This window comes from Rhodocaloribacter litoris, assembly GCF_011682235.2.
GTDB classification, from domain to species: Bacteria; Bacteroidota; Rhodothermia; order Rhodothermales; family ISCAR-4553; genus Rhodocaloribacter; species Rhodocaloribacter litoris.
In genome coordinates this window covers 2,145,835-2,157,810 of sequence record NZ_CP076718.1, presented here as the reverse complement: position 1 = coordinate 2,157,810, position 11,976 = coordinate 2,145,835, and the positions used below count along the sequence as shown (strand labels likewise).

Here is an 11,976-nt window from a genome sequence, read left to right as displayed (position 1 = left end):
CGCCCGGCGCTTTGGACGCGCCACGCGTTCCGTGCGGCAAACCTTCGGGCGGGCGCTGCGTTACCTTGGCGCGCGCCGGAGCGGCTGCGTAGCCGCGTCGTCCCGTGCCGAACCCCTTCTCGCCGGATGCCTCGATCATGATGACCCGTGCCGCTGCCCTGCGTCTGTTTGCCTGCCTCCTTCTCGTCCCCGGCGGGTGTTCCGCGCTCGCCCAGCCCGTGCCGGCCGACACCGTGCACCTCGGCCTGGCCGAAGCCATCGGCCGGGCGCTCGCCGTGAGCCCCGAGGTGGGGGCCGTGGCGGCGGAACGCGACTTTGCCGAGGCCCGCGCCGGGCTGGCCCGCGCCAGCCGGTTCCTGACCGAGTTCAACTTCACCTCGGCCCATGCGCCCGGTCCCGGCCTGAAAAACGTCGGCGACACCCCGGTCGACGCCCTTTACCTGAACCCCGACGTGCGCAATGACTGGGACGACCTGCGCCCGTTCACCCGCGTCGAGGTGGAGATGCTCCAGCCCCTCTATACCTGGGGCGAGCTGGGGGGAAACATCCGGGCAGCGCAGCACGGGGTGGCGGTGGAATCGGCGGCGGTGCAGGCGAAGGAGGCCGAGGTAGCCCTCCGCACCGGCGAGCTGTACTACAACCTGCTCCTCGCCGGCGCCCTTCGCCGTGTGGCCGGCGAGGCCGGCGACGCCGTGGCCCGCGCCAAAGCCGAGATCGAGAAACTCCTGGACGAAGGCGCCGAGGACGTCGACGAGGCCGACCGGTTTCAGGTGCTGATCACGGAACAGGAACTCCGGCGCCGTGCCGCGGAGGTCGAGCAGAAATACCTCACGGCGCAGGCGGCGCTGGCCCGCCAGCTTTTCCTGCCCGAGGGGACGGTCGTGGTGCCCGTGGACGCCACCCTCGAACCCGTAGCCTTCACGCTGGAGCCTCTCGAGGCCTACACGGCCCGGGCGCTGGCCCGCCGCCCCGAGCTGGCCCAGGCCGAGGCCGGTCTCGCCGCCCGCGAAGCCCTCATCGACGTGGCCCGGTCGGACTATTACCCCAAGCTGTTTCTCGGAGCCTCGGCCACCTTCTCGGCCATCGCCGGCCGTCACCGCCAGCGTAACCCGTATGTGGGCGACCCCTTCCTGTCCCGCGGGGTACAGGTGGGGCTGGGCCTCCGGCAAAAGCTCAACTTTGCCCAGACCCGTGCCCGCGTCGAGCAGGCCCGGGCCGCCTACGAAGAGGTGCGCTTTCAGGCGGAGGCGGCCCGGCAGCTCATCCTGTTCGAGGTGGAAGAGGCCTATCGCAACGTCTCCATCGCCCGGGAGGCCCTGGCCGCCCGGGAGGAAGCCCTGCGTCTCAGCAAGGAGTGGCTGCGCACCGAACAGATCAACTTCGACCTCGACATCGGCGACACCGACAACCTCATCAAGGCCGTGCAGGCGAACCTGGAACTGCAGGCGGCGGTTTACGAAGCCATCCGGGCCTACAACGTCGCCGTGCTGCGGCTGCAACGCGCCGCCGGCCTCCTGCCGGGCGATGCCGGAAACGGCACGCTTGTTGACTGACACCGTCACCATCCCGGGGCGGGCACTGCACGGCCCGTCAACCCGGCCTCGACGAAACGCCATGTATGCTATGTTGAACAGATCCGGCCTGCTCCTTTTGCTGATCGTGGGCGCCTTTTGGCTTCCCGTACGGCACGCCCTTGCCCAGGATCGCGCCCGGGAGGTGCGGGCCCTGCTCGAACAGCGCGACCGCGAGATCAAAGCGCTCCTCGGCGATAAGGAGACGTTCACCGACCGCCAGCGCGAGCAACTCAAGGACGTCATCAACGCCAACATCGACTTCGCGGCCATGGGGCGCGCCGCCCTCGGCAAGTACTGGGACGAATTGACCCCCGCACAGCGGGCGGAGTTCGTCGAGGTCTTCAGCGACATCGTGCGGGCCCACTCCCTCTCCAACCTCGACGCCTATCGCAGCAAGGTGACCTACGACGAGATCACCGTCGAGGGGAACCGGGCCCACGTCGTCACGACGACCACCTACAACGAGGTGGAAATGAAGATCGAATACGAACTCGGCTACCACGACGGGCAATGGTGGGTCCACGACATCATCCTCGACGACGTGAGTACGGCCGAAGGCTATGCCCGCTCGTTTCAGTCGCTGATTCGAAAGCGGGGCTTCGAGGTGCTCATGGAACGCCTGCGCGAACGCCGCGACAAGGCCCTGGCCGAAAGCGGGACCACCTGACCCGGCCGGTCAACGTCTTTTTCAAAGAACCTCGCGCCGGGGGCGGCGTACCGGTACAGTTTGCAAGCGCTTATACGGCCCCGTGAGCAGCCAGAACATGCCGACGCCCGCCGAAGGATACGTCCTGCACTCGTATGGCGCCGCGCGGTACCTGCGCCATGTGGTCGCTTCGGTGGTGACGTTGCGGCGCCACGATACGACGCGGCCCGTGGCGCTCTACTGCACGCCGGAGCACCGGGACCTGCTGGTACGACACGGCCTCGACACCCTTTTCGCCCACCTCGGCGATCTGCCCGAGGCCCATCGTTCCATCGTTGGCTTCAAGCACCACCTCGAGCGCTTCATGCCTTTCGAACGGACGCTCTTCGTCGATGCCGACATGGTCTGGTGCCGCAACCCCGACCCCCTCTGGCAACAACTCGCAGCCTTCCCGTTCACCGCCACCGGCCTGCCCCGGGCCGACTTCTACTTCGGCGGGCCCAAGGGACTCGGCGTCATCGTCGACTTTCTCCTCAACCGGCGGGATCGGACGCTGCGCCGCTTCGGCCTCACCCACTTGCCCCGGGTGCAGGCCGGGATGATCTACAGCCGGGATCCGGAGCTGACGGCCCGTGTGTGTGAGACGGCCCGGGATTTCCTCGCCCGGCGCGCCGAAACCCACTTCCGCAGCCGCCTCGACGAAGGACGCAGCGAAGAATCCTGCGAATGGAGCATGGCCATGGCGATGAGCCGCCTGCACCTGCCCGTCTTTCTCTGGCACCAGGGCTACAACAGCCCCCAGCTCGACTTCGTCGGAGACTTCGTTGCCTGCGATCCGGATTTCGAGCAGGTCGTCTGTCGCTACTACAGCGATCGCTTCGTCCACAGCCTGCGTTTCATGCCCAACGTCCGGCTGCGCGATCTGTTGATGGCCGTATGCACGCGCATCCCCGGTCGCGGGGACTATATGGACGTGACACCTTTTGCGCTGCACTTCGGCTGGATTCATCAGAAACAGCCCTTCTACGACTTTGCCGAGCGGACCTGGGCGCAGCTGACACAGCGCCCCGTTGCCGTCGGTGAGGAGGCCTGATACCGGGTACGACCTCTTCCAGGGCGCGGTGGGGTGTTTCGAAATGCCGGCGGCCTCGATGCAATCCGGGGGAAGCCGCAGGTGCGCCGTGCCCGGTCGCGGCTACCGGGTTCGTATGTCGCCTCAACCGAGGGCGCCGTAGAGCAGGCGCAGCGCCACGAAGACGGCGACTACGGCGAAGCTGAGGCGCAGCGCCCGCGTGTCGATGCGGTGGGCCGTCCACACGCCCAGGCGTGCGGAGAAGAGGGCGGGCAGTGCAAGCAGCAGCGCCCGCCCGGCATCGACGTAGCCGAGGGCGGTACCCGGCACGGTCGCATCGGAACCGGCAATGGCATAGCCGACCACGCCGAGCAGCGCGATGAGAGGAATCGTGGCGCTGGACGTCCCCACGGCCCGGTGGATGGGCAGGCGCAGCAGGTGATGGTAGGCCGGTACGAGGACCACGCCGCCGCCGACGCCCACTGCGGAAGCCACGGCCCCTGCTGCGGCGCCGACACCGAAGAGTGCGGGCCAGGGTACCCGGTCGCGGGAAGGGGTCCCCTCGGCTTCAGGCGGAACCCTTCCATGACGCGGCGGCCGGATCATCTGCACCACGGTGGCCAGCAGCAGCAGGCTGAAGACGATCTGAAACACGGTGGCGTCATACCACGGCTGCGTCGTCACGAAGCGCGTCATCGCGAAGACGGCCGCCGCACTCGAGAGGCCGGCAAAGAGGGCCACGCGGGGTTCCACGGCCCGGCGCCGGTGTTGAAACCACGCACTCGCCACGGCCACGACGAAGGTGCAGAGCAGGCTGGTGCCGATGGTCAGCGGGGCCAGCACTTCCGGTGGAACGCCTGCGCTCCGGTAGTAGAAGAGCAGCACCGGGGCGAAGATGATCCCCCCCCCGACGCCCACGAGCCCGCCGAGGAAGCCGGCAGCCAGGCCGGCGAGGAAGAGCAGCAGTGCCGTACTCACCGGGGGCGCAGGATGGCGGCGTAGGCCGCCGAATCCTGCAGGAGCCGGAAGGCGGCGCGCACCGTCTGGTCGTGGGTCATCGAGGCCCGGATCCGGGCTTCCTCGCTCAGGTAGCGGGCCAGGAGCTCGGTGCGGAGCCGCTCTTTCAGCCGCGCCCGGTGGCGTTCGAAGTCGGCCGCTTTCTGGCGCTCGATCTCGGCGCGGAGGGCGGCTACCTCGTCGCCGGTCTCCGCCATGTAGCCGCTTTCTTCGAGCCGCTCCGTGAGGGTTGCCAGGGTATGCTCGGCGGGGGTCTGGTAGGTGAAGTGCTGGGTGTCGAGCCACGACCGGAAGGCGTCCAGCACGGTGTCGCTCACCTCGAAGTCGGCCGGGGCGACCCCGAAGGTCCGGGCGAAGCGGTCACTGGCGCTGCCGTCCCCTTCGGGGAGCGGATGGGTGGCGGCGAAGTGGCTGGCGAAGAAGAGGAAGGCGGCCCGGCGGTCGAGGGCCTGTTCCAGGGCCCCCGGTGCCTCGGGGGCGGCCTCGACGTCCGGCTCGACGCCGCGCCCGTCGAAGACGGTGCGCCCGCCGGCGGTGGTGAACGCGTGGCGGAGCGAGTCGGGTGTGGTGGTGGCGGTGCCGTCGTGGCGGCCGTAGTCGAGCGCTTGGATGCTGCGCCCGCTGGGGATGTAGTAGCGGGCCGTGGTCAGCTTCAGCGAGGTGTTGTAGGGCAGCGGGCGGACGATCTGCACGAGCCCCTTTCCGAAGGAGCGTTCCCCGACGATGACGGCGCGGTCGAGGTCCTGCAGGGCCCCGGCGACGATCTCGCTGGCCGAGGCGCTCAGCCCGTTCACCAGCACGGCCAGGGGCAGCTCCGGTGCCAGCGGGGCCTGAGGGGTCCGGTAGACCCGCTCGCTCTCCGGCTGCCGGCCACGCGTCGAGACGAGGGCCGTGTGGCGGGGGACGAACAGGCCGGCGATCTCGACGGCGGCTTCGAGCAGGCCGCCGGGATTGTCCCGCAGGTCGAGAATCAGCCCGCGCAGCCGGCCCGTCCGCTGCAGGTCCTGCAGGGCCTGCCGGACGTCGGCTGCGGCCCCCTCGGCGAAGCGATCGAGCTTGATGTACCCGATGCCGGCGGCGGTGTCGTCGTCCACGAAGCCGTGGAAGGACAGGTTCTTGAGGCGCACCTGCTCGCGCATGAGCAGGAAGTGAAGCGGGGCCGGTTCGCCCGCGCGCTCGACCGTGATCTCGACCGTCGTGCCCGGTTCGCCGCGCAGCAGGTTTTGCACGTCGTCGAGTGTCAGGCCCTCGGTCGGCTGGCCGGCGATGTGGGTGATGACGTCGCCGGCGCGCACCCCCTGGCGGTAGCTGCTGGTCCCTTCCACCGGCGCGGTCACCGTCAGCTTGCCGTCGAAGAACGCCGCGTTCAGCCCGACGCCGCCGTACCGGCCCCGCATCATGATGTCGATGTCGGCATGGTCGGCCTGGTCATAGAAGACCGTGTACGGGTCGAGGTCGCGCAGCATCGCGTCGATGCCCCGGCGCATGAGCTTCTCCGGGTCGAGCCGGTCCACGTAGCCGGCGACGAGTTCCTCGTAGAGCGCGCCGAAGATCTGGTAGTTCTTGCGCAGGGCGAAGAAGTCGTCGTCCCGCGGCACCCAGAAGCCCACGGCGAAGCCGAGCGCGAGTGCCACGAAGAGGCCGGCAAGCAGCCGGACGTGCACGCGTCCGAAGAAGGTCTTGCTTTTCATCAACCTGCACCTCCGCGCCTCATTCGAGCGCTTTCTTCAGGGCACGGGCTCGTTGTCGTTCCACCACGGCGGCCAGGTAGATCGAGAGCTCGTAGAGCAGCATCAGCGGGAGGGCCACGAGAATCTGAGAGATCGGATCCGGCGGGGTGAAGAAGGCCGCCAGCACGAGCGTCACGATGATCGCGTATTTGCGGATGCGGCGCAGCACGGCCGGGGTGGCGATGCCGAGCTTCGCCAGGAAATAGATCACCACCGGCAGTTCGAACAGGATCCCCACGCCGAGCGACCAGAACGTGACCATGCTGAAATACTTGTTGATGTCGAACTCGTTCTCGATCTCGGGGGAGATCTGGTATCCGGCGAAGAACTGGAGGGCCAGCGGGGTGATGACCAGATAGCCGAAGGCGATGCCGAGCATGAAGAAGACCGTCGCGAAGACGGAGGCGAAACGCATGCCCTCTTTCTCGTGCGGGTACAGCCCCGGTTCGATGAACTTCCAGAGGCTGTAGACGAAGAGGGGGGAGCCGAGGACGGCCCCGACGGCGACGATCGTCCCGATGTCGGCGAAGAACTGCCCGGTGATGGTGCGGTTTTGCAGGACGAACTCCTTGGCCTCGATGCCAAAGAGCTTGTACATGAAAAAGTCGGGTTTTTTGGGCCCGAGGAGGATGTTTTCGATAATCCACTCGCGGAAGAACACGGCCACGAGGGTGGCGACGAGGATGCCGCCGAGTCCCCGGATGAGCGCCCACCGGAGTTCTTCGAGATGTTCGAGGAAGGACATCTCGGCCATGTCGGCGGTGCCGGGGGCATCGACGGGCCGGGCCGCACCGTCTCCCTGCATGCCCGGCGGGAGTTTCTTTTCGGCCGTGCGTGACCCGAAGCGTTTCATCGTTTACGGGGCTGCGAGGCAGCCAGGCATGGTCAGTACGGAGAGTCGGAGCTGCTGCGACTGCTTTCGCGCAGGTTGAGGTCGAGCAGGGTATCGACCCAGAGGCCCTGGGCCTCCAGGCGGGCGCGGCCGCCGCTCCAGGTGAAGTTGAAGAGCGTCATGAGGCCGCAGACCTCGAAGCCGTCGCCGCGCAGGAGGGCGAGGGCCCGTGTGGCGCTGCGCCCGCTGTTGAGGATGTCGTCGAGGAGGACGACGGGGCGGGTGCGGTCGAGCGGGCCTTCGACGAGGCGGCGCCGGCCATGCGGTTTGCGCTTCTCCCGGATGAAGCCGCCCGTGAAGCGCGGGGTGCCGGGGGCGGCGAGCACCGAGCAGACCAGGGCGTAGGCGCCGAAGCCGAAGCCGGCCACCTGATGGAGGCCGCGGGCCCGGAGCCGCGCCGCCAGCACCTCGCCCACCTCACGGAAGAGGGCGCCGTCGAGCATCGGGATGCGCGTGTCCAGCAGCCAGCCGATGGGTTGCCCGCGCGGATCGGTGATCAGTTCCTGCTCGCGTCGCACCAGGGCGCGCTCGTACAGGCGACGGCCCAGCTCGACGAGATCGGCATAACTCGATGGGCTCAACGTGTCGTTCGCCATAACTCGTAACAGGTCAAGCGCGGGAGTCCGACCTCGTGCCGGGCCCTTCCCGTGGTCGGGCGTCGGACGGCGGTGCCACCCGGGCGGTGCGCCCGATCGCCTGCGTAGCGTGAACCTCCGTCGTCCCGATCCGTTCCACGGCCCGCGGCTCAGGCCACCACAAAATCGTACAGGGGGAAGCGGCGGCAGAGCTCGTGCACCTCGGCCCGGACGGCCCGGAGCACGGCTTCGTCGCCGGGGGCCGAGAGCACACGGTCGATGAGTTCGACCACGTGCCGGAATTCCGCCTCGGTGAAGCCGCGCGTGGTCATGGCCGGGGTCCCGAGGCGGATGCCGCTGGTCACGAAGGGGCTCTGGTCGTCGTAGGGCACCATGTTCTTGTTCACCGTGATCTCGGCGGCCTGCAGGGCCTCTTCGGCGGCTTTGCCGGTGAGGCCCTTGTTGCGCAGGTCGATCAGGATCAGGTGGTTGTCGGTGCCGCCGGAGACGAGGTCATAGCCGCGTTCGAGGAAAGCATCGGCCATGGCCCGGGCGTTGTTAACCACCTGCCGGGCGTATTGCCGGAACGAGGGCTGCAGCGCCTCGCCGAAGGCCACCGCCTTGGCCGCGATGACGTGCATGAGCGGGCCGCCCTGGGTTCCGGGAAAGACGGCGCTGTCGAACAACTCGCTCATCATCCGGACACGCCCGCTTTTGGGCGCCACCTTGCCGAACGGGTTCTCATAGTCCTTGCCGATGAGCAGCATGCCGCCCCGCGGGCCGCGCAGCGTCTTGTGCGTGGTCGTCGAGACGATGTGCGCGTGGGGCAGCGGATCGTTGAGCACGCCGGCGGCGATGAGGCCGGCCGGGTGGGCCATGTCCATCCACAGAAAGGCCCCCACCTCGTCCGCGATCTCGCGGAAGGCCGCGTAGTCGAAGTCGCGCGGGTAGGCGCTGGCGCCGATGGAGATCATCTTCGGCCGGACGGCCTTCGCCTTCTCCCGCACCTTGTTCATGTCGATGCGGCCGGCCAGCGGGCCGTCCTTCTCGACGCCGTAGTACGCGGCCCGGTAGAGGATGCCGGAGAAGTTGACGGGGCTGCCGTGCGTCAGGTGGCCGCCATGGGCCAGGTCCAGGCCGAGGAACGTGTCCCCGGGCTCGAGCAGCGTCAGGTAGACGGCGGCGTTGGCCTGGGCGCCGGAGTGGGGCTGCACGTTCACCCACGCGGCCCCGAAGAGCGCCTTCGCCCGCTCGCGCGCCAGGTTCTCGACCACGTCGACGAACTGGCACCCCCCGTAGTAGCGCTTGCCCGGCAGTCCCTCGGCATACTTGTTCGTCAGCGCCGAGCCCATGGCCTGCAGCACCGCCTTCGAGACGAAGTTTTCCGAGGCGATCAGCTCCAGGCCGTTGTTCTGGCGCTCCACCTCCTGCTCGATGGCGCGAAAAACGTCGGGGTCGTTCCGTTCAAGGTCGGTCATCGGGATGCGGTTTCGGATTGCGGGATTCGGGTGTCGGGATTCAAGGTAAAGCGCGTCACGCTTTCGAGCCTGACAATTTTCAGTGCATCATGGCATAGACGAGGATGTTCGTTCCCATGCGGAGGGCGTCGAGGCGTTTTTCGGGGGGGTCGTTGTGCACCTCGGGCGGCTCCCAGCCGTCGCTCAGGTTCGTCTCATACGTGTAGAAGGCTACCAGCCGTCCCTCGTAGATCAGCCCGAAACCCTGGGGCGGCTTGCCGTCGTGCTCGTGGATCTTGGGCAGGCCGTGGCTGAATTCGAAGTGGGTGTGGTAGATCGGATGGCTGAAGGGCAACTCGACGAATTCCAGCTCGGGGAACACTTTTTTCATCTCGCGCCGGATGAAGGGGTCGAGCCCGTAGTCGTCGTCGATGTAGAGAAAGCCGCCGCCGGTCAGGTAGCGCCGCAGACGCCGGGCCTCGTCGTCGGTGAAGGACACGTTGCCATGCCCGGAGAGGACCAGAAAGGGATAGTTGAACAGCTTGTCGCTCGACGGCTCGACGACGGCGGGCCGGGGTGCCACCTCGAGCATCGTCTGTTCGCGCACGAAGGCGATGAACGTGGGAAGCGGCGTCTGCGCCTGGTACCAGTCGCCCCCGCCCCCGTATTTGAGCGCGGCGATCTCGATGGCCGAACCCTGCTGCGCCGCCGCCGGTGCAAGCAGCCCGGTCGTCCAGCCCAGCACCAGGAGCAGCCAGCCGGTGCGCATCGTCATCTTTTTCTCCGGTAAGACGTACAACGTCGTGTATGACCGACCCTCAGGGAAAGCCAAGGCGACCCTCCAGGTTCCACCCCGTGGCCTCCCGGTCCGGAATCCCGCCCGTGAAGCCCCGCTCAAATGCAGCGAACCCGGCGTGTTACGGCCTTCCGGGAGACGGGTTTTAACGTTGCGGTAACATCGCGCTTCGCTCCCCGGCGTAATTTCAGCCGGTTCGTTCCCGATGTATCACCTGCCCACGGCAAACGATGACCGTTGCCCCATCCTTTCCGGACCACCCCACGATCCTGATCGTCGACGACGAGGAGGACATCCTGGATCTCTTGCAATACAACCTCGCACGGGAGGGTTTTGAGACGACGCTCGCCCACGACGGCGTGGAGGCGCTGGAGAAGGCGGGAAAGAATCCGCCGGACCTGGTCATTCTCGACATCATGATGCCGCGGATGGACGGCATCGAGGTGTGCCGGCGGCTGCGCCAGGACGCCCACCTGCGCCACATCCCGATCCTGATGCTGACGGCGCGCAGCGAGGAGGAAGACCACGTCCGGGGCCTCGACGTCGGCGCGGACATCTACCTCACCAAGCCCATCTCCATCCCGGTCTTGCTCAGCCAGACGAAGGCGCTCCTGCGCGGCGTACGGCGCTACGAAACCCCGCCGGACCTGCTCCGCATCCACGATCTGTCCATCGACCGCGATCGCTATCTGGTCTATCGCGAACGGGACGGCCGGCAGGAAGAGCTGCGCTTTCCCCGCAAAGAGTTCGAGCTGTTGCGCTTCCTGGCCGCGCATCCGGGCAAGGTCTTCACGCGCCAGGCCCTGCTCGACGAGGTCTGGGGGCGCGACGTCTACGTGGTCGACCGCACCGTGGATGTGCACGTGCGAAAGATCCGGGAAAAAATCGGCAACGAGTATATCGAGACGGTCAAGGGAGTCGGCTACCGGTTCAAGGAGTAGGTTTTTGTGGGGCCGGTTGCGTAGTGCGTAAAGGGCTTCACTACGCCCCGCGCAAGACGCCCCCCGCTCCGCGTCTTTTCCCCATGCCTGAATCGTCTGACGTACCGCGGCGGGCTTTTCGCCTGCACCGTCTCTCGTTGAAGCTGGCGCTCGCTGGAGCGGCGGTCACGGCGGGGCTCTGGGGAGGCCTCGGCCTGTTTTTCCCCCTGCCGTCGTTCGCGACCGGATTGCTCCTGAGCGGGCTGACGGGGCTGGCGCTCTACGGGGTGGCGCACCGGCTGCTGGCGGCCCGGCTCGAACTGGCCCACACCACCCTCCGGCAGATCCGCCGGCACGAGTTCGACAACCTGGAAGCGGCCCACCTGCCGAAAGGGGATGAACTGGGCGGTCTCCTCTGGGAAGTCTATCGCACCGGAGAGGCGCTCGAGAAAGACTTCCGCGAGTTCAAAAAGGTGGAGAACTACCGGCGCGAGTTCCTGGGCAACGTCTCGCACGAGCTCAAAACCCCGATCTTTTCGATCCGGGGCTTTGCCGAGACGTTGCTCGAAGGCGCCCTCGAAAATGAGGCGGTACGCCGGACGTTCGTCGAGAAGATCCTGCGCAACGCCAACCGGCTGAGCAATCTGGCCAGCGACCTGGCCGAGATCTCACGCATCGAGACCGGAGAGTTGAAGATGACGGTGGAGCCGTTCGACCTCCACCGGGTGGTCCGCGACGTGCTCGAGCTGCTCGAACCCATCGCGGTGGAGAAGCCGGTGACCCTGCGCAGCCGCCTGCCCGAGCGCCTGGCCCCGGTGCTGGGGGACGGTAACCACATCCGGCAGGTGCTGATCAACCTGGTCGAGAATGCGATCAAGTACAACAATCCGGGCGGCTACGTCGAGCTTGTGGCGGAGCCTTCCGGTCCGGACGAGGTGCGCATCGCCGTGATCGACAACGGCATCGGCATCGCACCGCAGCACATTCCCCGGGTGACGGAGCGCTTCTACCGGGTGGACAAGAGCCGGTCGCGGGCGCAGGGCGGCACGGGGCTCGGCCTGGCCATCGTCAAGCACATCCTGGGGGCCCACGGGCGTACGCTGCTGATCGAAAGCATGCCGGGGCGCGGGTCCACGTTCAGCTTTACCCTGCCGCTGGCGGTCACGCAACCGGCCGCCAGGCGGTCGCCGGCCGGCGGGCGGCGGGGCCCGTAACGGAACGGAAACGTTTCTGGATGGTTCATGCCCGTTGAAACGAGCACCTGGCCCGGCCGGTGCGTTCTCGCCATGATGCCCGG

The 11,976-nt window shown here is 67.5% G+C and carries 11 protein-coding genes; 5 read left to right on the top strand and 6 right to left on the bottom strand.

Translation table 11 applies throughout. The features are described from left to right. The first annotated feature begins 104 nt into the window (after window positions 1-104). From GQ464_RS08995 to GQ464_RS08985, 3 genes are all read left to right on the top strand, one after another. On the top strand, window positions 105-1,553 hold the full coding sequence (locus tag GQ464_RS08995; protein WP_228350742.1) for a TolC family protein: 1,449 nt from the start codon (window positions 105-107) through the stop codon (window positions 1,551-1,553). A gap of 70 nt (window positions 1,554-1,623) precedes the next feature. Further along, entirely contained in the window at window positions 1,624-2,241 is a 618-nt protein-coding gene (locus GQ464_RS08990; RefSeq protein WP_228350741.1) for an MlaC/ttg2D family ABC transporter substrate-binding protein, read from the top strand. Window positions 2,242-2,338: 97 nt separating this feature from the next. Beyond that, on the top strand, window positions 2,339-3,313 hold the full coding sequence (locus GQ464_RS08985) for a hypothetical protein (protein WP_228350740.1): 975 nt from the start codon (window positions 2,339-2,341) through the stop codon (window positions 3,311-3,313). 123 nt (window positions 3,314-3,436) lie between these two features. Here GQ464_RS08985 and GQ464_RS08980 read toward each other — a convergent pair whose 3' ends face one another. The 6 genes from GQ464_RS08980 to GQ464_RS08955 form a co-directional block, all read right to left on the bottom strand. Next, on the bottom strand, window positions 3,437-4,270 hold the full coding sequence (locus tag GQ464_RS08980) for a sulfite exporter TauE/SafE family protein (protein ID WP_166976704.1): 834 nt from the start codon (window positions 4,268-4,270) through the stop codon (window positions 3,437-3,439). Then, window positions 4,267-6,000: a S41 family peptidase gene (locus GQ464_RS08975; protein WP_166976705.1), complete on the bottom strand. Its 1,734-nt coding sequence runs from the start codon at window positions 5,998-6,000 to the stop codon at window positions 4,267-4,269. Before GQ464_RS08975 ends, GQ464_RS08980 begins: the two co-directional genes overlap by 4 nt. 19 nt (window positions 6,001-6,019) lie before the next feature. Then, a complete protein-coding gene (gene tatC / locus GQ464_RS08970; protein ID WP_166976706.1) occupies window positions 6,020-6,892 on the bottom strand; it encodes a twin-arginine translocase subunit TatC in 873 nt (290 codons plus the stop codon). A 32-nt stretch (window positions 6,893-6,924) separates the two neighbouring features. Beyond that, window positions 6,925-7,527, bottom strand: a complete 603-nt coding sequence (locus GQ464_RS08965) for an orotate phosphoribosyltransferase (protein WP_166976707.1) — start codon at window positions 7,525-7,527, stop codon at window positions 6,925-6,927. 149 nt (window positions 7,528-7,676) lie between these two features. Continuing rightward, window positions 7,677-8,984 carry a serine hydroxymethyltransferase gene (gene glyA, locus GQ464_RS08960; protein WP_166976708.1) on the bottom strand — a complete coding sequence of 436 codons (1,308 nt, stop codon included), beginning with the start codon at window positions 8,982-8,984 and terminating at the stop codon, window positions 7,677-7,679. Between the two features lie 79 nt (window positions 8,985-9,063). Beyond that, the gene (locus GQ464_RS08955) at window positions 9,064-9,732 is read right to left on the bottom strand and encodes a DUF4159 domain-containing protein (protein WP_423816184.1); all 669 of its coding nucleotides are present in this window, start codon (window positions 9,730-9,732) and stop codon (window positions 9,064-9,066) included. 257 nt (window positions 9,733-9,989) lie between these two features. Between GQ464_RS08955 and GQ464_RS08950 the strand changes: the two genes are divergently transcribed. Then, entirely contained in the window at window positions 9,990-10,700 is a 711-nt protein-coding gene (locus tag GQ464_RS08950) for a response regulator transcription factor (RefSeq protein ID WP_166976710.1), read from the top strand. A gap of 83 nt (window positions 10,701-10,783) precedes the next feature. Continuing rightward, window positions 10,784-11,893, top strand: coding sequence for a sensor histidine kinase (locus tag GQ464_RS08945; RefSeq protein WP_166976711.1), 1,110 nt, complete (start codon window positions 10,784-10,786; stop codon window positions 11,891-11,893). Window positions 11,894-11,976 lie beyond the last annotated feature (83 nt).